This window comes from Mangrovimonas sp. TPBH4 (genome assembly GCF_001280505.1).
Taxonomy (GTDB): domain Bacteria; phylum Bacteroidota; class Bacteroidia; order Flavobacteriales; family Flavobacteriaceae; genus Mangrovimonas_A.
This window is the reverse complement of sequence record NZ_LBIO01000057.1, coordinates 227,712-248,941: the sequence shown is the minus strand read 5'-3', so window position 1 is coordinate 248,941 and position 21,230 is coordinate 227,712. Positions and strand designations below refer to the sequence as shown.

General features: G+C 37.9%; 22 protein-coding genes. 8 read left to right on the top strand and 14 right to left on the bottom strand.

The window, feature by feature from the left end; genetic code table 11:
* Positions 1 to 2,169 carry a DUF3857 domain-containing protein gene (locus ZA05_RS14045; protein WP_053992312.1) on the top strand — a complete coding sequence of 723 codons (2,169 nt, stop codon included), beginning with the start codon at positions 1 to 3 and terminating at the stop codon, positions 2,167 to 2,169.
* Positions 2,170 to 2,286: 117 nt separating this feature from the next.
* On the opposite strand, the gene ZA05_RS14040 is transcribed toward ZA05_RS14045, so the two are convergent.
* Positions 2,287 to 2,766, bottom strand: a complete 480-nt coding sequence (locus ZA05_RS14040) for a Dps family protein (RefSeq protein WP_053992311.1) — start codon at positions 2,764 to 2,766, stop codon at positions 2,287 to 2,289.
* 106 nt (positions 2,767 to 2,872) lie between these two features.
* On the opposite strand from ZA05_RS14040, the gene ZA05_RS14035 reads away from it, so the two are divergent.
* Positions 2,873 to 3,817 carry a hydrogen peroxide-inducible genes activator gene (locus ZA05_RS14035; RefSeq protein WP_053975439.1) on the top strand — a complete coding sequence of 315 codons (945 nt, stop codon included), beginning with the start codon at positions 2,873 to 2,875 and terminating at the stop codon, positions 3,815 to 3,817.
* Between the two features lie 33 nt (positions 3,818 to 3,850).
* Here the strand turns inward: ZA05_RS14035 and ZA05_RS14030 are convergent, their stop codons facing one another.
* The 7 genes from ZA05_RS14030 to ZA05_RS14000 all read right to left on the bottom strand — a co-directional run bounded on the left by ZA05_RS14030 (position 3,851) and on the right by ZA05_RS14000 (position 8,914).
* Positions 3,851 to 4,798, bottom strand: coding sequence for a hypothetical protein (locus tag ZA05_RS14030; RefSeq protein WP_157514714.1), 948 nt, complete (start codon positions 4,796 to 4,798; stop codon positions 3,851 to 3,853).
* Positions 4,776 to 5,819, bottom strand: a complete 1,044-nt coding sequence (locus ZA05_RS14025) for a cytochrome-c peroxidase (protein WP_053992309.1) — start codon at positions 5,817 to 5,819, stop codon at positions 4,776 to 4,778. The genes ZA05_RS14030 and ZA05_RS14025 overlap by 23 nt, the downstream gene beginning before the upstream one ends.
* A gap of 76 nt (positions 5,820 to 5,895) precedes the next feature.
* A complete protein-coding gene (locus ZA05_RS14020; protein ID WP_053992308.1) occupies positions 5,896 to 6,696 on the bottom strand; it encodes an MbnP family protein in 801 nt (266 codons plus the stop codon).
* A gap of 74 nt (positions 6,697 to 6,770) precedes the next feature.
* Entirely contained in the window at positions 6,771 to 7,097 is a 327-nt protein-coding gene (locus ZA05_RS14015; protein WP_053992307.1) for a hypothetical protein, read from the bottom strand.
* 139 nt (positions 7,098 to 7,236) lie between these two features.
* Complete coding sequence (locus ZA05_RS14010) at positions 7,237 to 7,434, bottom strand: hypothetical protein (protein ID WP_053975444.1); 198 nt, start codon at positions 7,432 to 7,434, stop codon at positions 7,237 to 7,239.
* Positions 7,435 to 7,601: 167 nt separating this feature from the next.
* The gene (locus tag ZA05_RS14005) at positions 7,602 to 8,402 is read right to left on the bottom strand and encodes a TIGR00266 family protein (protein ID WP_053975445.1); all 801 of its coding nucleotides are present in this window, start codon (positions 8,400 to 8,402) and stop codon (positions 7,602 to 7,604) included.
* A 50-nt stretch (positions 8,403 to 8,452) separates the two neighbouring features.
* Positions 8,453 to 8,914, bottom strand: coding sequence for a DUF4442 domain-containing protein (locus ZA05_RS14000; protein WP_053992377.1), 462 nt, complete (start codon positions 8,912 to 8,914; stop codon positions 8,453 to 8,455).
* A 145-nt stretch (positions 8,915 to 9,059) separates the two neighbouring features.
* Between ZA05_RS14000 and ZA05_RS13995 the strand changes: the two genes are divergently transcribed.
* The 6 genes from ZA05_RS13995 (at position 9,060) to ZA05_RS13970 (ending at position 15,371) form a co-directional block, all read left to right on the top strand.
* A complete protein-coding gene (locus ZA05_RS13995; protein ID WP_053992306.1) occupies positions 9,060 to 9,506 on the top strand; it encodes a DUF4870 domain-containing protein in 447 nt (148 codons plus the stop codon).
* Positions 9,507 to 9,632: 126 nt separating this feature from the next.
* Positions 9,633 to 9,977 (top strand): PadR family transcriptional regulator, encoded by a 345-nt coding sequence (locus ZA05_RS13990; RefSeq protein WP_053975447.1) that lies wholly within the window; start codon positions 9,633 to 9,635, stop codon positions 9,975 to 9,977.
* Entirely contained in the window at positions 9,970 to 11,748 is a 1,779-nt protein-coding gene (locus tag ZA05_RS13985; protein WP_053992305.1) for a PspC domain-containing protein, read from the top strand. The genes ZA05_RS13990 and ZA05_RS13985 overlap by 8 nt, the downstream gene beginning before the upstream one ends.
* Before the next feature lie 106 nt (positions 11,749 to 11,854).
* Positions 11,855 to 12,580, top strand: a complete 726-nt coding sequence (locus ZA05_RS13980) for a head GIN domain-containing protein (RefSeq protein ID WP_053992304.1) — start codon at positions 11,855 to 11,857, stop codon at positions 12,578 to 12,580.
* A gap of 111 nt (positions 12,581 to 12,691) precedes the next feature.
* Positions 12,692 to 13,531, top strand: a complete 840-nt coding sequence (locus ZA05_RS13975) for a GIN domain-containing protein (RefSeq protein ID WP_053992303.1) — start codon at positions 12,692 to 12,694, stop codon at positions 13,529 to 13,531.
* 22 nt (positions 13,532 to 13,553) lie between these two features.
* Positions 13,554 to 15,371 (top strand): M2 family metallopeptidase, encoded by a 1,818-nt coding sequence (locus ZA05_RS13970; protein WP_053992302.1) that lies wholly within the window; start codon positions 13,554 to 13,556, stop codon positions 15,369 to 15,371.
* 95 nt (positions 15,372 to 15,466) lie between these two features.
* Here ZA05_RS13970 and ZA05_RS13965 read toward each other — a convergent pair whose 3' ends face one another.
* The 6 genes from ZA05_RS13965 to ZA05_RS13940 form a co-directional block, all read right to left on the bottom strand.
* Positions 15,467 to 17,080: a peptide-N-glycosidase F-related protein gene (locus ZA05_RS13965; protein WP_197276100.1), complete on the bottom strand. Its 1,614-nt coding sequence runs from the start codon at positions 17,078 to 17,080 to the stop codon at positions 15,467 to 15,469.
* Between the two features lie 191 nt (positions 17,081 to 17,271).
* Entirely contained in the window at positions 17,272 to 18,234 is a 963-nt protein-coding gene (trxB, locus tag ZA05_RS13960) for a thioredoxin-disulfide reductase (protein ID WP_053992301.1), read from the bottom strand.
* Between the two features lie 184 nt (positions 18,235 to 18,418).
* Positions 18,419 to 18,616 carry a DUF6327 family protein gene (locus ZA05_RS13955; RefSeq protein ID WP_053992300.1) on the bottom strand — a complete coding sequence of 66 codons (198 nt, stop codon included), beginning with the start codon at positions 18,614 to 18,616 and terminating at the stop codon, positions 18,419 to 18,421.
* A gap of 5 nt (positions 18,617 to 18,621) precedes the next feature.
* Complete coding sequence (locus tag ZA05_RS13950) at positions 18,622 to 18,969, bottom strand: hypothetical protein (RefSeq protein ID WP_053992299.1); 348 nt, start codon at positions 18,967 to 18,969, stop codon at positions 18,622 to 18,624.
* A gap of 1 nt (position 18,970) precedes the next feature.
* Complete coding sequence (locus ZA05_RS13945; RefSeq protein WP_053992298.1) at positions 18,971 to 19,330, bottom strand: YtxH domain-containing protein; 360 nt, start codon at positions 19,328 to 19,330, stop codon at positions 18,971 to 18,973.
* Positions 19,331 to 19,534: 204 nt separating this feature from the next.
* Positions 19,535 to 21,187: a sodium:solute symporter gene (locus ZA05_RS13940; protein ID WP_053992297.1), complete on the bottom strand. Its 1,653-nt coding sequence runs from the start codon at positions 21,185 to 21,187 to the stop codon at positions 19,535 to 19,537.
* Positions 21,188 to 21,230: the final 43 nt, after the last annotated feature.

The window sequence follows — 21,230 nt, the reverse complement described above, 5'->3', positions numbered from 1 at the left end:
ATGACTAAAAAATTATTACTTAGCATCTTTTGTCTGATTACAGTCATAGTTGCAAATGCACAATCGAAAGATCAATTAAAAAAAATTGAAAAAGTCGAACAAAAACTATGGGACGAAACCACGCAATATGACAATAAGGTACCTGAAAAATGGCAAAATGAATCTGCCGTTTACCTTTTGCGTTCTGTAAATTACTACTACATCCGTCCACAAAATAGTATTGAGTACACCAAAGTGGTAAGAAACCGTATTAAATTATTGGACCAAGCTGCGGTAACTGAATATTCCGAATTTAAATACAAAAACGACAACCAATATGGTAAGATTCTAAACACATTTTTCTTAGGCCTTAAAGTAATCAAACCAAATGGAGATGAATTTATTATCGACACCAAAGAGGAAACCATCAAAGAAGAGGAAGAGAAAAAATTAGCCATTCCAAATCTTGAAAAAGGGGATGTTATAGATTATTACTTTTATACAGATATGATTCCCGCAGAAAATGACCTCTATCGCTTCAAACCTGTAGAAAACATCATTGAGGCCAATTACCCTATTTTAAACTACGAATTTAGATTACATACCGAAAAAGATTTCTTTGTAAGTTTTAATACTTACAATGAAGCTCCAGGACTTGAAAAATTTCCTCCTACTGATAAAAAAGGAAAAGAGCGTATTTATGGTTTCAATATGAATGACATAGAGGAAAACACTTATCCAAGATGGTTTTATCCTTATCTAGAACTTCCTTGCTATAAATTTCAAGTTACATTTGCCCGTACCAGAGGAAACCAAAAAAAGGCCTATGCCTTTATCCCTGTTGAAGAAGAAACCATCAAAACGAAAGTAACCAAGGAAGAAGTCTTTGAATTTTATCAGGACAAACTATCTCCTTATGGTGATCTTGGGCAAGTAAAGCGTTTTATTAAAGACAACAATTTTAGCTCCAAAACAGAGATGGTAGAATCGGTTTTCTATTTCATGAGACACCAATTCTACACCAACTACATTGAGGCTTTCGTTATCAACGAATCAAAAATCATGAATCCTTTTGCCTATTATTTGAACGCTATTTTCTTTGATACAGAAGAGCAGTTTGTCCGTTATTTTGCAGCAGTACTAAAAGAAGAGAAAATAGACTATGAAATTCTGGTAGGTACTAAGCGATACAACGGAAGTATTGATGAGCTGTTATTAGAGGCCAACTCTGATTTTATCCTAAAAGTAAATACAGAAACGCCTATTTACATTGATGATTTTGACGCCTACGCCACTGTTAACAACATTTCTCCATTATTGGAGAATTCAGAGGCTTACGCCCTAAAAGTAGCAAAAAGAGTAGACATTGAAGGAATTGACCATACAACTTTACCAAGTACAACCTATCAAGACAACAGATCTGAAGAAACTTTAACCATTTCAATCAACGACGATTTTGAGGGCTTAACAATCGACAGAATTTCATCTCATATTGGACATAATAAATCTTCGGATCAAAAAGATAGGTTGCAATATTATGATTTTGTTTTTGAGGACTATGAAAAATATGGGACGCTATCAGTTTTGGACAGAGTAAGAAAGAAGAAAAATAAAGAACGTTACCAATCTGAATATGATGCACTGTTAAAAAAGTTAAAGGATAAGCAACAGGAAAAATGCAAAAAGTCCACTTCCAACGAATATAGTTTAGAATTAGACGACTATTCGTTTGAATTGGTGGCTACGGGAAGAAAAAGTACTTCAGATCCTCTTGAATTCAAGGAACATTTCACTACTTCTGGAGAATTAATTAAAAAAGCTGGTCCAAATTATATTTTTAATGTTGGAAAACTTATAGGTGGCCAATATGAAATTAATGATAAAAGCAGAGAAAGGACTCATAATGTCTATTTAGGCAATCCACGTTCCTTTGTAAATGAAATGAGCATAACCATTCCAGAAGGTTATAGTGTTTCAGGTATTGAAAAACTAAACTTTAATGTTGAAAACCAAACCGGTGCTTTTATTAGTTCTGCAATTTTGGAAGGGAATAGCCTTATCATTAAAACAGAAAAAATTTATAAAAATTACTACGAACCAAATTCCAATTGGAGCATGATGGTAGAGTTTTTAGAAGCTGCCAACGACTTCGAAGAAGCCAAAATCCTTTTAAAGCGTAACAATAGCTAATACATTTTAGTATCGAAAAAACAAAGCGCCACAATCTACTAATTGTGGCGCTTTTTAATTCCATAAAAAACCACTGCTCTCGCAGTGGTTTCACCAATCACTATCAATTAACACTTGTTAGATGCTTTCATCTAACCAAGCCTTCATCATCCAAACGGTTTTTTCCTGTTCTGTAATAAAATCACTCATCATGGAGTTGGTTCCTTCGTCATTTGCTTCTCCAGAAGCGTCCAAAATTTCTCTTTCTATTTGCAACAATTCCTTTAAGGAATCTACAATCAGGCGGACCGCCTTTTCATCTTGCGAAATATTTTTTCCTACGGGCACTTTGGCACTTTTGGTGTAATCTTCAAAGGTGTGCAACGGAGTGGCTCCTAAAGTTAAGATACGCTCCGCAATTTCATCCACCTTAACATTGGCATCGGTATACAATTCTTCAAATTTCACGTGTAAATCGAAGAAACGCTTTCCTTTAATGTTCCAGTGAATTCCTCTTAAGTTTTGGTAATATATCTGAAAGTTCGCCAACAGCACATTTAAATCTTCTGCAATGGCTTTTGTTTGTTTAGTATCTAATCCAATACTGTTAAATGTCATAACGTTTTGATTTTTAGGTTTAATACAAATTTACGGCATAATTAACACATTGCTCCATAAGTTTTATTAATAGTTTTTATATTTTTATAGCTTAAATTAATAACACATGACCATAACCCAACTTCACTATGTATTAGCCATTGCGGAATATAAAAACTTTACCAAAGCCGCAGAAAAATGCTTCGTAACACAACCTACTTTAAGTACCCAAATACAGAAATTGGAGGACGAATTGGATGTTCTTATTTTCGACAGAAGTAAAAAACCAATTGAATTGACCGATGTAGGTCGAAAAATTGTGCAGCAGGCCCGAAATATTGTCAATGAATCAGACAGAATCCAAGATATTGTAGACCAACAAAAAGGCTATGTTGGAGGTGAATTTAGGTTAGGAATCATCCCAACCGTTATGCCGACTCTATTACCTATGTTCCTAAAAACCTTTATCAAAAGGCATCCAAAAGTAAAATTGATTATTGAGGAACTTACCACCGAAGAAATCATAACCCGTATTAGTGAAGGACACCTAGATGCAGCCATTGCCGCAACTCCATTACAAAATGAGTCAATAAAAGAACGTGTATTGTATTACGAGCCTTTCGTTGCCTACATTCCGGAAAGCCATCGACTTCATGCAAAATCGAAAATTGGCACAGATGACCTTGAAATAGATGACATGCTCCTTTTGGAAGATGGGCATTGCTTTAGGGATGGCGTCATCAACCTCTGTAAAGTATTTAAAAGCCACGTAGACGACAATTTCCAATTGGAAAGCGGTAGTATTGAAACCTTGGTAAAACTCTCAAATGAAGGCCTTGGAATGACTTTATTACCATATCTCCATACTTTGGAATTAAATGATAAACTCCAATCAAATCTACGTCATTTTGAAGAGCCGTCTCCTGCTCGCGAAGTCAGTATCATTTACCACAAAAGTGAGCTAAAGATGCAAATTATCGAGGCCCTTCAAACGGTAATTTCAGGTATCATTAGAGGCGCCATTGCCTTTCAGAATGTAAAAATTATCAGTCCGCTGCCGGCTTCAAAATAAACAGACAAACCTTTATAAATCATTATATCTCAACTACAGACTGTAGTTGAGATATAATGAATACTGTTGTTGGGAATTCACATCGCCACCAAACAAATCTTGGGCAATGGGCAAAGTATATTTTAATCCCAGTATAAATTTGTTCTTTGAAACTTCAGCTCCCAAAGAACCATTAATGATATGGCCATTGGTATCGGCCAATGTTTCGCTGTACTGTTCTATACTTTCGTAAATATCTCCAGACACTCCTAGAAAGGGCCTCAATGTGGTGGTTTTCAAATTCACATCATAAAACACATTTGCAGCACTGCTAAACTGGTTTCCGAACTTATAGTCATTCTTGTTTTCAGTCTTAAGGTAATACGCTAAACTAGCCCCTACTCCCAAGTTCTTCTTTTTATAACTATACAAGACGGTAGCAACCATATCCCAACTTCCAGTGCCAACCTGAAACCCTGGGTTGACCCTATCGGTGAGTTGCTCTTCAAATTCTCCTGTTGGCAATTTCATTCCCAAACCAAAATTCAAGCCATGCCCAGACAGTTCTCTATTGGCAAATACCAAGCTATCCTTTTTCTGCTTTTTATAAAAATTAAGCTGGTACCATCCCATTATATTGATATCTCCCAAACCATGGATATGCTCCGTACGGTCATCAAAATGTCTGTACAAATCCTGATATGGTACAATCGCACTCACATAAACTTTATCCGATAAAGGAATCCTTCCCCACAATTGGTATGTATGAAACGTTTCTTCACTTTTGGGTGAATTTGTAAAAATGCCATCCCTAGATTCAAAATCTTGATGGATATAGCGCACTCCAATAAAATTTGAAGTACTTAGATCTCCAAAACTGGAGCTTCCACTACTAGTGGTACAACCGCACAAATCACAGGCCTGTGTAGCAGTTATAACCCCAAAACACAGTAATAAAGCGGTATAAAACGTCTGTTTTTTAATATTCTGAAAAACGGTCATCAGTCAAAAATTCATTATCGGTTAAAGTTTTCAAAAAGGCAATGATACTTTCCTTTTCATAGGCATTTAAAGAAATGCCATAGGTTTGATCCTCTCTTAATAATATTGGATCTACATTGCCATTGTCTACCATCCCATGGTCATAAAAATCCAACACTGCCTCTAAAGTTTGAAACCTCCCATCATGCATATAAGGATAGGATTTCTCTACATTCCGCAAACTCGGCACCCTAAACTTATAAAGGTCATTGGGGTCTTCAAAAATGTTAAAACGTCCCTTATCATCCAATTGAGGATTGATGGGCAAGCCATTATCACGATAGCTTTGATCGGTAAACAAATCGGTGGCATGACAAGAAGCACATTTGTTTTCAAAAGTTTGTAAGCCATCCAATTCCTTAGCAGATAAGGTAACGCCATCTTCATTACGAACATATTTGTCATATTTTGAATTGGAAGACACCATCATCACCATAAACTGTGACAATGCCTTGAGCATATTGGCTGCGTTCACGGTGCCATCTTCAAAGGCCCTTTCAAACTGCTGTTGGTAATTAGGGTCAGCCTTTAGCTTTTCAACCACATTGCCTATGGTTTCCCCCATTTCCAAATGACTTGTAATAGGAATAATGGGCTGCATATCTAAATGTGTTGCGGCACCATCCCACATAAATTCATTCAAAAAGGCCAAATTTTGAATTGGTAGAGAATTACGCAGGCCAATGGCACCATCAACACCATGACTCAAATTATGCCCATGGTGGGTAAAGGCAAAGGCCTGTTCATGGCAAAAAGCACATGGAATGGCATCATTCACCGAAAGTTTCCCTTCGTAAAACAAGGATTTCCCAAGCTCAAAACCTGCTTCGGTAAGTGGATTATTATCTAAATTATAGGCCAATTCAGGGAAATTGGATGGCGCTTCCAAAGTTAAGGGTACTGGTACATAACCAACTTCCGGATCTTTGGAACAAGACAACACAAACACCTGAAGAAGCATCATTACAATGATCTTTTTCATCACAACGTCATATTAAATGATAGTGCACAGGCTGGAACATCCTTTTGAATGCTCCAGACAAACACTAGCTTATTAATTAGTTATTATGAACGTGATGCACCTGGAACATACCAGGAAGGTTGTTCGCAATTATAGGCGTTGTTTCAGAACTGGTATGCACCTGACCGTAACCATCGGCAAAATTCACAGAGGTTTCTCCATCAAAAACCTTGGCAAAATCAGCCTTGATATGCACTTCAGGGGAAGCCTCTTCTCTTACCCTTACGGTGTTTGGAAATGACAAGGTTACTTCTCTATAGTTATCCAAAGAGGTGCCAACACTTCCCATATGAATGTTCAAAGGTTGGTCAACAAGCTCTCCTGTTGAATACGTACCGTCAAAACGCGTAAACTTATACCCAGTTGCCCAAGACCACATCATTCCTGCCGCTTCGGCCTCTACTAGAAAATCGCCTTGTCCTTCAGCTCCCATCGCAAAACGCTCCTGATCGATTCCTATTCCAAAGGTAATTTCAGTATAGTCGGCTGCATCAACATTGTCCAAGGTTACAAAAATCTCACCGGCATTATTACCGTTGCTCTCATCAATAATAAAAGCGTTGTTTTCCAAAGGGTAAGTAAATGTATTCCCTTCGGCATCCTTTACGCGAATGTTGCTTATGATATATTTAAGGGTTTCCAATTGATAGGATTCTCCGTTGGACTTATTATAGGTCACGCCAAAAATAAAATCTTGGTCACCTACACCGTTATCGAATTTTAAAGCTAGAGTTCCTGTTTGACCTGTTAAGTCTGTTGTATTATTGTCATCATCAGATGAACATGATATAATTGAGGTGCATAGCAATACTGCAAATGCAAATTTGATAATCTTCATTTGTAAAATTTAATATTGGGGTGCTTTTCATGGCAAGCACCATAAGCCTTGTCAAAAAAACTGAATATTAAATTTTAGGCCATTGGAGGCTTGTAGATGGAATGCTCCAATAGATGAGCATACTGCTTGTTGTAGTAGAATTTTGGTTTCTTCTGAAAGCTAAAATTGTTGCTTTTAAAGATTACTTCAGACTGTTGAACCAAAAACACCGGAAAAAAAGCTTCTGCCAAAAATGTAGCATCAGTACTATCTTCTGAAGACATTGAAGTAAGTTGCAATTGTTTTGCCAAATGACATTTTCCATTACATTGCAACTGCGGTTTGTCCTTATTGACACAATATGTTTCAATAATATAGTCAATATTCAACTCATAATAGCCTATCTGGCCCAAGTAGAACATGGGGCGTAATGAAAAGGCAACCAACAATATGAGAAGAAATATCTTTTTCAGAATAAAATTTTCGGCAAAGATAATTCTCTAATCCTTATTATTCTAAAAAAGAGTCATAAAAAAGGCGACCAATTGGTCGCCTTTTTCTTTATGCTTTTAAATAAATTAAACATTGATTTAGTTCTGGGTTTTGCTGTACAAGCGAATCGATAAAGATTCTAAGTTCGTCAATTTCATATGGTAATAATCTATTGACTGCCTTTTGTACCTCTTTGCAAAACAACGTAGCATCAAAACTCACTTTTTTAAGGATTGTTTTGGTGTACTCAAACATTGCTCTTGCCATGCGTTTGTTAGGTTTTTAGGTTTAAAGTAGATTTATGTATAGGCTCTTTTGTTAGATTTTCCATGTTTTAAATGTAGTAAAAAAACCTTTATGTCTGACGAAAATCTTCAAATTTTAACACGAAAAAACAAACATTAATACAGCTTTAAGAAACTATTATTAAAGCCTTAAAAACGGTTGTCGCCATCCAACAAATCGCCCAAACCGCCAAGAATACTGCCTTCTCCTTTACTTCTTCCTCCTGCTTGAGGCGCGTTGGCCAATACCCTTCCTGCTAATCTGCTAAATGGCAAAGATTGAATATAAACAGTTCCCGGGCCCTGTAATCTGGCAAAGAACAATCCTTCGCCTCCAAAGATGGAATTTCTAATGCCTCCAACAAATTCCACATCATAATCTACCTCCTTGGTAAATCCTACAATACAACCAGTATCTACCTTAAGAACTTCTCCTGGTTGCAGTACTTTTTTAGCCAAAGTTCCCCCAGCGTGAACAAACACCATTCCATCACCTTCCAGCTTCTGCATGATAAATCCTTCACCTCCAAAAAGCCCTCTTCCCAAACGTTTACTAAACTCTATACCAACACTCACGCCTTTAGCCGCACAAAGAAAGGCATCCTTTTGGCAAATAAACTTCCCTCCAAATTCGGTCAAATCCAAAGGCACAATTTTTCCAGGGTAAGGCGATGCAAAAGATACATTTCGCTTTCCGGGCAAGGTATTGTAAAACGCTGTCATAAATAGGCTCTCACCTGTTAAAATACGCTTACCAGCTCCTAAAATGGAGTCTAAAAAACCGCCGCTCTTTGTAGAGCCATCTCCAAAGATAGTTTCCATCTTCACACCATCATCCATCATCATAAAACTACCGGCTTCGGCTACAACCCCTTCATTAGGATCGAGTTCAATTTCTACAAATTGCATTTCTTCTCCATAAATTCTATAGTCGATTTCGTGTGCTGTCATCTTTTCATTTTTTTATTAAACACCTATAAGTTGTTCATTTTTACACTTTGTTACAACCGCTCCTTTAATTTAATGGTCCATTCAAAACTAAATGCAGATACCTCTTCCCCGTCACTATTAACCCCTTTGGCATGCAGTACAAAACTTTGACCTTCCTTGGTGACAATTGCCTTTTCTATAGCTTCATCCAATTTAAGACCGTCCACACATTGAAACATAATTTTGCCCACAGCTTTTTTTGAAAAGGTAGAACTGTTGGATGCTACCAACATAGAAATAGGCTTTCCTGATTCCCTAATTTTAGAAAGTACCAAAGCCCCTGTGGTTAATTCGGCCGCCATCCCCTGAACAGCCCAAAACATAGATCGAAATGGGTTTTGATTGATCCAACGATGCCTCACCTTAACCTCACAACGTTCATCATCGATATAGGTAGCACGTACGCCCGTAAAGTAGGCTGCCGGTAATTTGTACATTAAGAAAAGGTTGATTTTTGCTGGAGTAAGCTTCATAATAAGGATTAAAATTTCACTAAAAGTATTGAAAATTAAGGAATTGATTATTGTTAATATTTTGTTAATTTTAAGTACTTTGTATTGCATAATACCTTCTTTTGGATATATATTTGCATAAGAAACTATTATATGTTTTAAAACCATGCTAGACAATCACCAAAAAAATATCGCCACATTTATTCATTTATCCACCTTTTCAAGGTTTGTAATTCCCATGGGGAATTTTATCGGGCCTATTGTTTTGTGGATTGCGAACAAGGATAAATCGGAGTTTGTAGACCAGCACGGCAAACAGGCCATCAATTTTCAAATTAGTATTTTGTTATATGCCTTGATTATTGGAACCCTTACCGTTCCCTTTTTCGTTTTTAAATTCCTTCATGGCATTGACTTTATCGATTTTCATGGGTTGCACGATTTCCATATCAATATCGGCAAACCTTCACCACTTTTATATATAGGTGGTGGATTGGGAGTTTTGGCCTTTATAGGGTTTATCCTGGAATTGGTTTTCATCATCAAGGCCAGTCTTAAGGCTAGAGATGGCGAACCGTTCCACTACCCTTTTACAATAAATTTCATCAAATAATCAATCAAAAAATGAACAGTTTAACTTTTAATTGCCCAGGACCATGACACGAACAGTATCAGGAAGTTTCCACCAAAAAATTAACCCAATGGACCTGTTGGCTCCATTGAAAAACAGCATTGACACATGAAAATAGAAAACACAAAAGCACAGATGCGCAAAGGTGTCCTTGAATACTGCATACTCTCCATTCTAAAAGATGACGATGCTTATGTTGCAGAAATTTTGGATACACTAAAAGACGCAAAAATGCTTGTGGTAGAAGGCACCATATACCCCCTACTAACAAGATTAAAGAATGCCGGGCTTCTCAATTACCGTTGGGAAGAATCCACCTCTGGACCTCCAAGAAAGTACTACGGACTTACCGAAACCGGAAAGCTGTTTTTAAAAGAATTAAACACCACTTGGAGTGAATTGCAACACGCCGTAAACCTAGTAACAAGCCAAAAAAACAAACAAAATGAATAAAACAGTCAACATAAATTTAGCAGGTATATTCTTCCATATCGATGAAGATGCATACTTAAAACTGCAACGCTATCTTGAGGCTATCAAACGTTCATTTACCGACTCCCAAGGTCGCTCAGAAATCATTGCAGACATAGAAGCTCGTATTGCCGAACTGTTCAACGAACGTGTACAGCACGATAAACAAGTCATTGGTAATAAGGAAGTAGAAGAAGTCATCGCCATCATGGGGCAACCAGAGGATTATCTTGTGGATGACGAGATTTTTGAGGACGAACCAAAAACAAGCTACCAAAGCAAGTCTAGAACCTCAAAAAAACTGTATCGCGATACCGACAACTCTTATATAGGAGGTGTGTCTTCCGGTTTGGGACACTACTTAGGAGTGGATGCCATCTGGATTCGTTTGTTGTGGATTTTATTGGCTTTGGGCTCAGGAGGTACTTTCGTGTTCATTTATATCCTGTTTTGGGTATTGGTCCCGGAGGCCGTGACCACTGCTGAGAAACTCACAATGACCGGAGAGCCTGTAAACATCAGCAACATTGAAAAAAAAATTAAAGACGGGTTTGAAAATGTCTCCCAAACGGTATCAGACACCGTAAAAAGTATCGATTTGCCCAAACAAGGCAATAAAATCAAATCGACATCCAAATCGTTTTTTGATACCATTGGGGACATTATCATGTTCTTCCTTAAAATATTTGCCAAGTTTATTGGCATCATTTTAATCATTTTTGGAGCAATTTTGCTCTTCGGGCTTATCATTAGCTTGTTCTCTCTTGGAGGCTCTAGTTTCTACAGCCCTTGGTGGATGGACTATCCTGAAGCACTCAACACTACTGGACTGCCATTATGGGTAGGCTCGGTGCTACTGTTCCTGTTGTTTGGTATTCCATTGTTTTTCATTTTCTACTTAGGATTGAAAATATTGATCAATAATCTCAAGTCTCTAGGAAATGTAGCAAAATTCACCCTATTGGGCCTATGGTTATTGTCTTTGGTAAGCATCATTGTAATAGGAATTAAGGAAGCGTCGCATTTCGCCCTTGAAAATTCAGTAACAGAAACCGAAACTCTAAATCTAAGAAATTCAGATACCCTTAGTATAAAAATGGTCTCCAGCGAATTTGACAAGTACCGGTATGGCATGCACAGAGAAGGTGGTTTTGAAATCAAGTACAATAATGAAGACCAAAAGGTTATTTTCTCAAAGAATGTGATGCTTAACATACGTTCTACTTCAGACAGCACGGCCTATTTGCAAATTGTAAAAGAAGCCAAAGGAAGCGACTATATTGAAGCTCGAGAAACGGCCGAAAAAATAGATTATGAGTTCGAGCTCAAAAACAATCAATTATTATTGAGCAACTATTTGCATACGGATTACAAGAACAAATTTTCTGATCAAAACGTTACCGTCATCCTGTATTTACCAGAAGGCATGGTATTCAGCCTAAATGGCAATACCAGATCCTACTTAAGACACAATAGAAGCAACAACAATATAGCTTCTTACAATGATGCTTCGCATACCTTAAAAGTAATGGAAGACAGCAGTATTTGTTTGGACTGTGACGATGATGAGTTCAAGGTTAAAGTGAATGTCAACGACGAAAATTCAGGACTTAACATTAACGAGGAAGGTGTTCGCTTTAAAAAAGACAGTGTTCAAATTGAAATTAACAACGAAGGCGTAAAAGCTAAAAAGGAAGATGTAAAGGTTAATATTTCTGATGAGGGTATTGAAATTACCTCAGACGACAACTAAGCTACAGTTCATCATTAAAAATCGACAGCCCATACGTTTATAAACCCATTCATCAACAACAAATCATACATTTACAAAACAATTATCAATCAAAAAACAATCAATTATGACAACCATATCCAAAATTATTATTGCAGCCCTGTTGGGAGCACTAGCAAGTTCCTGTAATATGGACTTTAAAATCTCGGGAGTTAAGGGCAATGGAAACGTAACTACTGAACAACGCCAAGTAACAGGCAATTATGACGAGATCAAAATCAGTAGAGGACTTGATGTCTACTTAACCCAAAGTGACATCGCTAGTATTGAAGTAGTAGCCGATGAAAACCTTCAGGACATTATTATGACAGAAGTTGATGGCAATGTTCTAAAAATTTATGCCAATGAGAACATTTCCAGTTCGGCATCTAAAAAGGTAATGGTGAATTTTAACAAGGTATCAAGAATCAAAGCCACAAGCGGAAGCGATGTTCATGGTACCAACACCTTTGAAGGCAATCATTTTGTATTGGAAACTTCAAGCGGCAGCGACATGGAGTTGGACATACAGGCTAAATCCATCGATTGTAGTTCCTCCAGCGGAAGTGACTTGGAGCTCTCCGGAAGTACTTCGGCCCTTATTGCCTCAGCCAGTAGTGGCAGTGATATTAATGCAGAAAACCTAAGCACTGAATCCTCCCACGTAAAAGCGTCCAGCGGTGCGGGAATCAAGGTAAATACTTCCAAAGAACTGATTGCCACAGCTACTAGTGGTGGCGATGTGACCTACTTTGGAAATCCAGAAAAGGTTCAAAAAAGTGATAATGTCTCTGGAAGTATCAAACAGCACTAGACACAGGAATAAACACCAATAAGCCAATCATTTTAAAAACCATTTCAGACTCATTTTAGAGTTTGGGATGGTTTTTGTATATATTTGCTTAACGAACCTTAAATAAACCTGATGAACAAAATCCTTTTAACGTTATGTATCGGCATAGGTTTTATTTTAACGGCCTTTGGCCAAAGTGACGATAAAATAAAAGGTGACAGGAATGTAACCATCAAACAAACCTACATTGATGCCTTCAACAAAATTATCGTTGGTGAAGATTTTTCCATTGAAGTCATCTACAACTCTAAACCTTCCGTAGAAATTGAAACCGATGACAACCTACATGAGGTCATTCTTTTTGAAGTAAAGGACAGCACCTTGGTTTTTAGCACTTCAAAAAAAATCACCTCCAAGAAAAAAATGCACATCACCGTCAATTATAGTCATGACCTGAAATATATTGAAGTGAAGGACGATGGTGAAGTAAGGTCTCTCACTTCTTTGGAATTAAAGAATACCTCACTAAAAACCTCTGGTTCTGCTCGTGCCTATCTCAACATTAATGCAACTAATTTTGAGTTTTCAAGCCATGACAAATCCAAGGTGAAATTGAATGTTTCTGCAGATAGCTCCAAGATTATCTTAAACGACAACAGCAAAACCGAAGCCTTGATCAACTCTAAATATGTAAAATTGGACATGTACCAACGTGCGGATGCCAATATTGAAGGGGCTTCAAAATCCTGCTTGATTCGCACTGATAACTCTTCCAGTTTTGAAGGAAAAGAGTTTACGGTTAAAACCTGTAATCTGGTAAGCGACCTCAGTAGTTATGTGGCCATTGGAGTTGAAGAAAATGTAACTATAGACGCCGCCGGAAATTCTGAAATATACCTGTACCACGAACCGCAAATAACCATCAACAAATTTACGGGAACGGCCAAACTTCAAAAAAAGGAAACTAATTAAATTCTATAATTATACTACACAAATGAGAAAATTAACCCCTTTAGTTTTTCTTCTGCTAGCAATGCTTGCTTGTAAAGAGGAAGACAAAAAACAAGAGGCGTCTTCCAATGTCAAAGAGGAAGCTCAAGCCTTTTTGGATGACTATTCCAAAACCTATAAAAAATTGTACTATGATTCTTCCAAAGCAGAATGGGCTGCCAATACGCACATTGTAGCAGGTGACACCACCAACGCTTACAACGTACAAAAAGCCAATGAAGCTTATGCTAAATTCACAGGAAGCACGGAAGTTATTGAAAAAACAAAACAGTTTTTAGAGCATAAGGACGAATTGGACATCGTACAAGTACGCCAATTGAACACCATTCTTTATGGAGCTGGAAACAACCCTGAAACTGTTTCGGATGTTGTATCCAAAAGAATTGCTGCCCAAAATGCACAAAGTGAAACGCTTTATGGTTTCGATTTTCAAGTGGATGGGAAATCAGTAACTACTGGAGATATCGATAAAGTGTTAAGAGAATCTTCCAACGAAACTGAGCGTCTTAAAAACTGGGAAGCCTCAAAAGCTGTTGGAAAAGATTTGAAGGATGGTTTGGAAAACTTACGCCAATTGCGCAACCAAACGGTACAGGCTTTAGGTTATGACGATTACTTTAGCTACCAAGTTTCTGAATACGGTATGAACCGCCAGGAAATGCTTGCCGAAATGAATAAAATGGTAAAAGAAGTTTGGCCTTTATATCGCGAATTACACACTTGGGCACGTTACGAATTGGCCAAGAAATATAACGCAGAAGTACCTGAGTACATTCCTGCACACTGGTTGCCTAACCGTTGGGGACAAGACTGGAGCCCATTGGTAAATGTTGAAGGTTTGGATATTGACGCTGCCTTGGCAGACAAAGATCCTGAGTGGATTGTAAAAGAAGGAGAAAACTTTTATGTGAGCATTGGTTTCGATCCACTTCCAGCGAGTTTCTACGAAAAGTCAAGCATGTACCCTTTACCTGCCGATGCCGATTACAAAAAGAACAACCATGCCTCTGCATGGCACATGGACCTTGAAAACGATTTGCGTTGTTTGATGAGCGTAGAGCCTACAGCAGATTATTACGAAACCATTCACCACGAATTGGGACATATTTACTACTATCAAGCTTATACCAATCCAAATGTACCACCATTATTACGTGCTGGAGCCAACAGAGGATATCACGAAGCTATTGGAAGTTTATTAGGATTGGCTGCAATGCAAAAGCCTTTCTTGGCCAGTAAAGGTCTAGTTGACGAAAGTGTACAAATTGATGAGACTCAAAACCTATTGAAAGAAGCCTTAAACTATGTTGTGTTTTTACCATTCTCTGCAGGTGTGATGAGTGAGTTTGAAAACGCTTTGTATGCAGAAAACTTACCAAAAGACCAATACAACGCAAAATGGTGGGAATTGGCTAAAAAATACCAAGGTATGGTACCTCCTTCAGAAAGAGGTGAAGAGTTTTGTGATGCTGCTTCAAAAACCCATATCAATGATGATGCAGCACAATATTATGACTACGCCATCTCATACATTTTATTATTCCAATTCCACGATCACATTGCAAAAAACATCTTACACCAAGATCCACATGCTACCAATTACTTTGGAAGCAAGGACGTAGGGACTTTCTTAAGAGGTGTCTTGGAAACTGGAGCTAACAATGATTGGAGAGAGCTTTTAAAATCAAGCGTAGGAAGCGAAATGAGCGCAAAACCTATGTTGAACTACTTTGCGCCTTTAATGGACTACTTAAAAGCTCAGAACGAAGGAAGAACTTATACCCTACCAGAAACGATCTAAGTTTAAAAACAAATAGATATAAAAAAATCCGAAGCAATTACGCTTCGGATTTTTTTTGTTGTAGTTATTGTAGTTTTAGTTGTGGAATAACTTTTTTAGTTAATATCCCCTTGTATGTAAACTGATACTGGAATATATCCTTGTCCGTCTACAAATTCTGCATCTGGAACTTCAATTTTAAATGAATGTGTTCCTTGAGACACCTCTCCCAACTCATAAGTTCTAATTGGAATAACATCTCCAGGACACCAGTTGTTCCAAGACGTCCACCATGACTCTGATTTTGGTGAACTACCGTAGATTCCATTTCCTTGGGTGTTATATTGACGGTAAGGCTCACAAGACTTTCCTCCTGGCATATACATATCCAACTCACTGTTATCAAAATAGATAAAATGCTCTCTTCTTACATACTCCTCTCCGCCTGAGTTAGCTCCATGGTTAGAAGTAATCAAGTGGATTTTGGCATTACTTAAGTTTTCTTCTATATCGAAAGTAAAAGTCTTCGTAGTTTCACCCAAAACATCAGTCCCGTTGGAATTATAGTTGTTCACTCGTACACTAGATGCAATTGGCTCTAAATGTTGTGCCACATGATCATAAGTCTTGTCGCTAGAAACAAATTTTAATGTACCTAGGAAAGTATCAATTCTTCCCGCACATCCTGCAACTTGCTGTTGCGCAGCAGAAGACACACCGAATACGTATAACTCAATCCAAAAATCGTAGGTACTGCTAATTACAGGATCATTGAACAACAATGCTAGGTTGTCTACTTCAAATTCATAAGGCACTTCAGAAGGCTCTACATTTTTATTCATGAAAGGTGTGATAAAACGTCCTATTTCAATACGTTCTTCAACAACATCTGTACTAAATTCCACACCCGTAGGTACTAGGTTCATATACACCCCACCAATTCTATCATAATTGTCACATAAAGCACCAAGTGTTACATGCATGGTTAGTTCATCACTAAACAAATCGATAGCCTCTTGGGACAACTTTGTCACATTTGACGCATTGTTTTTTCTTATAACGCCAGCAGGCACCGGTTCACTTACAGTAGCTTGATAGCCATCGTAAAATACAACCTCATCAAAAACAGTTACCTCAGTTGACTGATATAAAACTTCCAAAGAAAGTACGTCTGTTTCTAAAAGGGTTCCTTCATGCATATAGGTAGCATTTACCTCGAAAGTCCCTGTTTCTTCTGGAGTGTATTCATTAGATGCGATCTCCTCTCCATTAATATAGTAAGTAGCTTCTGAAGTTACATCCGCACCATTGTTACCTATCACATTAAATGTAAAAGCTTCTCCTATTTCAATACTTTCAGATTCAGCACTAATTTCAATAGAAGTCAAAAGCATTTCAGTTACTGTGAAAATAACTGTATTACTTGTTAAGTTCGAACCATTTAACGAATAGGTCGCCTTTGCTGTGTATTGCCCCTCTGCTTCTGGAGTAAATACATTTGATTCTAGGATTGTATTGTTTACCAAATACGTAGCATTTGCAGTCACATTTTGGTTTTCATGAGTCATCACTTCAAAAGTGATGCTCTCTCCCAAAGGAAAGGTCTCTACATTGCTCGATAAGGTAATTGCTGGAGTTACTGATTGGTTGCCATCATCATCGCTACAGGAAAGTGTTATAAAAAACACCGCTAAAAAACTAGCTAAAAGTAATTTTGAGTATTGCTTCATAATAATAATTAGGGTTAATAAAGCCGCTAATTTAGAAAATAATACCTAAGCCCAAAGTTTTAACAAGTCTTTAACCTATAATTAATGTAGAATTGCAAAATTTTAAATATGCCCTAATCAAATTCAAAATTCCACATAAAAAAAATCCGAAGCGCAGACTTCGGATTTTATATTATAAAAGAAAAGTTTCCTTAAGCTTCCACAGGAGCTTCCTTGGCGGCCAAATAACGTTCGGCATCCAAAGCTGCCATACAACCTGTACCGGCCGCTGTAATAGCTTGTCTGTACACATGGTCTGCAGCATCACCGCTTACAAAAACCCCTTCTACATTGGTTTTTGAAGTTCCCGGCTGGTTGATAATGTATCCTGTTTCATCCAACTCTAAATATTCCTTAAAAATATCTGTGTTAGGCTTATGCCCAATGGCTACAAAGAAACCAGTTGCTGGGATGGTTGTAAGCTCACCAGTAACATTATTTTTCACTTTTACACCGGTTACCACTTGGCCATCTCCCAATACTTCTTCCGTTTCTGTATTGAATAAAATCTCTATATTCTTTGTATTCTTAACTCTATTGGCCATGATTTTTGAGGCACGGAATACATCTCTTCTTACCAACATAGTCACTTTAGAACACAATTTGGATAGGTAATGTGCTTCCTCACAAGCTGAATCTCCAGCTCCTACAATCACTACTTCTTGATTTCTGTAGAAGAACCCATCACATACGGCACAGGCAGAAACACCACCACCTAGCTTCAAGTATTTTTGTTCAGAAACCAAGCCCAAATATTTTGCAGAGGCCCCTGTAGAGATAATTACAGTATCACAATGGATTTCCTTATGGTCATTGACCCACACTCTGTGCACATCACCAGAAAAATCAACTCTGGTAATCCAACCATCTCTTACATCGGTTCCAAAACGACTTGCTTGCTTTTGCAACTCCATCATCATTTCTGGTCCTGTGATTCCTTCTGGATATCCTGGAAAATTCTCTACCTCATTGGTGGTTGTTAACTGCCCTCCCGGCTGGGTTCCTTGGTATAAAACTGGAGCCATGTTGGCTCTTGCTGCATATATCGCTGCAGTGTATCCTGCAGGTCCCGAACCTATGATAAGGCATTTTACTTTTTCAATTGTATCTGACATAATTACTCTGATTTAATCTTAACAAAAGTAGAACTTTTACAACAAAACTTACAGTGAAGTTATTAAAAGTTATTATACACCAATAGGAGACACTTATTGAACATTGTCAGTAATAAAAAACCCCGAGACATCCTTGCTTTACAAAATGTACGGGGTGGTTTTCTTTAGAAATTAATTGAGCTGTTTAAAACAACTTTTTAAACAATAAATAAGCACCATATTTTCCTACGGAGTTCAATACCAACTGCATCCAATTGGAAGGCCGCAAATCCTCCTTCAAGCCGCCTTTAACGCCTTTCAGTTCCTCCAAAGCAATCTTCCGTTCCAAATCCAATCGCTTTAAATCGTACTCTATCTCTGCAAACGAATTATACTTTTTCATAAAAATCAATTAAAGAATTTAGGTGACATGATCTGTATCACTTTTTTGTTGATAATATGTCGAAGCAGATACACCAAAAGGGCCATTAGCAAAAAGAAACCTCCTACGATGGTTGTGGATAAGGCATAGTCGTCCAAAATTCTCCCTAAGGCGATGGCTGCTGCAATGGCAAAAAAGAAAAAGCCGATCAATACAAAACTTCCTATTAAAAGGGCTTTGCCTAATAAGCTCATAGAAATAGTGAGCTGTTCAAAGACCTTTAACTTCGCATACTCCTTGGATTTGATCAAAAATACTTCGCCTGAATCTACAGCTTTGGATGATGCTTCATTTAATGACTCAAACAAATTCATACTAGGCTTTTTGATATTTCTTGTTTTGAGCTTTTAGGTCCGCCAATTTTTTCTCCAACACAGAGATAACGTCCTCCGCTTTCACACTAGCCTCTTTAACCAAGCTTTCTAAATTGGATCCAAGCGAATCCTTGTCATGGCTCATAAAACTTGAAACCTTATCTTTTAAGTCGTGTGCCTTGGAACTGGCTTTATCCTTTAAATCATGTGCGGTACTGTTAAACTTGTCCGCTGCCGACATGGCTTCATCCGCAATGCGTTGTCTTGTAACACTACCCTTTTCTGGTGCAAAAAGAATTCCTAAAGTAGCGCCAACCGCGGTTCCTACCAAAAGTCCGAAAAGTGAATTACTGTTGCTCATAATACTATGTTTTTTTATGGATTAATATTTTCAGTGCTTGCTACTAATCGAATCGAATCTACAAAATAACCATTTTATATTTCGTACACTAAAATTAACGCTAAAACCTTAATTAACAATGATTAAACAAAAATATTTTTGCAAATTTCAAAAAAAATGGCCAATCAAAATTGATTGGCCATTTAATATCAAATTGAGCTAGGTTTAACTAGTAAAATACGATAGGATAGCCACCACTATGACAATTAAAAGTACCGAAAGCACAATATCAATTGTAGCATAACTACCTTTTGAAGCCGCCCTGTCTTCAGCTGTTAAGGTCCCAAAAGACAGACCACTGATTTTCGCATAATTTGGAGCGCCCGTAGCCAAACTAACAGTTACACATAAAATCACGGAGAAAATAAACATGAAGATAGCCATATGGGCAAAGTTGATCGATGCAAAAGCAAACATAAGGCTATCCACCGTTTCCCCTGAAGCAATTTGTGGCTGGTAATAAATTTCGGCTCCCAAACGCAAAATCAACAATACCAACCCTGCCATTAAAGTGGTAATGGCCGCTTGGGAGTTGACACGTTTCCAGATAATCCCTAAAAGGAATACTGCTGTTACTGGAGGCGCTATATACGACTGTACATTTTGAAGATATTGGTACATCACTCCTCCTCCAATTTTTTCCATAATAGGAATCCAGATAATCCCCAAAACCACAATAAAACTGGTCGCCACTTTACCAATGGTAAGCAATTCCCGTTCACTTTTTTGTGGTTTTAACTTCTTATAAATATCAATAGTGAAAATCGTAGAACAGGAATTAAACACCGAAGCCAAAGAGCTCATCAAAGCCGCCATCAATCCTCCAGCTACCAAACCTTTCAAACCTACGGGCAACAAAGTTTTCACCAACATAGGAAATGCTCTATCGGCTTTCTCTACACCAAACATTTCAGGGTTTTGAATGGTCAAGGCAAACGCGATGATACCAGGAATCAAAAAAATCAAGATAGGTAACAACTTTAAATAGGCCCCAAAAATGGCCCCTCTTCTACCAATTTTAATATTATGGGCTGCCAAGGTACGCTGCACGATATATTGATCCGTACACCAATACCAAACCCCAACCACGGTCCCTCCAAACAACATCCCAGTCCAAGGAAAATCGGGGTCACTTATGGGGCGCCACATATTGAAATGGTCTGGGCTCACGGCTGTCACCGTTTCCCTTAATTGCGACCATCCTCCAACTTCCTGCATTCCTAAATAAGTAATGATCATGGATCCCAAAATAAGGATAACCGTTTGAAGGGTTTCCGTATAAATTACAGCTTTCATCCCTCCTACTACGGTATAGATTCCTGTGAAAATCACAATGCCAATCGCTCCGTACCAAAAAGGAATCCCCAACAATTCAGAAACCACAATTCCTCCGGCATAAATGGTTACCGATACCTTTGTCAACACATAGGCCAACAATGAAAAAACCGACAAGAACCATCTCGAGCGACTATCGAATCGTTTTTCCAAAAATTCAGGCATGGTAAAGGCACCGCTTCTAATGTAAAAAGGCAAAAACAACCATCCCAAAAGCAGTACAATCCAAGCATGAAGTTCGTAATGCGCCATTGGAGTTCCCGATTCAAAACCTGTTCCGGCCAAGCCAACCACGTGCTCCGACCCGATATTGGAAGCAAAAATAGAGGCCCCAATGACGAACCAGCCCACATTACGGCCTGCTAAAAAGTAATCTTCTGTGTTTTTATTCTTTTGAAGTACCACCCATACCGCCACGGCAATTAGGGCCAAAAAATAGAGTCCCAAAACCCACCAGTCGGCGGTTTGCAAAACTGTTTCCATAAATATTAGTTTAGTTATTAGGTATTATGATTTTTACAGATGT